Origin of the sequence: Streptomyces sp. BE20, assembly GCF_036322525.1 — a bacterium.
Classification (GTDB): Bacteria; Actinomycetota; Actinomycetes; order Streptomycetales; family Streptomycetaceae; genus Kitasatospora.
Genome location: NZ_JAQYWW010000881.1, coordinates 1 through 538, shown reverse-complemented (window position 1 = coordinate 538; position 538 = coordinate 1). Strand labels below are relative to the sequence as shown.

The following is a 538-nucleotide window of genomic DNA, read 5'->3' as shown; positions in this document are numbered from 1 at the left end:
GATTCGTCGCATGGCGAGGCCTGGAAGGTAGGCGACTTGGCAGCCGGCGTCGCGGGCGACGGTCAGGGGCAGGGCGCCGATGGAGGCGGGTTGGTCCACGATCACCAGGACGGTGCCGAATTTCGCGGTCAGTTTCTCGAAGACGGCCCGCAGTTTCGGCTCGCTGTTGGGCAGCGGTTTGTCGAAGACCTTCTTGCCTGCGGGGGTCAGGCCGTGGCCGTGGTGAGCGGTCTTGCCGACGTCCAGGCCGAGGAACACGCCCACGTCTTCGGTGTCGAACATCGCACCCTTCCAGGGGAGTCGGACGGGCCGGCCTCGGCGGTGGTGTCGTACGCGCGCATCCACGTTATGCAGACCTGCCGCCCGCGGGCCGTCCGGCATTGCGCCGGACCGGGCGGTGGCCGGACCTCTCATCAGCGTCTCCGACGACACCTCCGGGCCCGGTGACACCACCCCCCAGGTCATCTCTTCGACAGGGGGACACAGTCATGCCGGGGCCCGGAGGCCAGCGGCCCTCTTGCAGGACCGCGAAAAACAT

The 538-nt window shown here is 68.6% G+C and carries 1 protein-coding gene; it reads right to left on the bottom strand.

What is annotated here, in order from left to right:
• Positions 1–282: IS110 family transposase (locus tag PUR61_RS19120; RefSeq protein WP_329880170.1), on the bottom strand; the 282-nt coding region annotated here is incomplete at its 3' end.
• Positions 283–538: the final 256 nt, after the last annotated feature.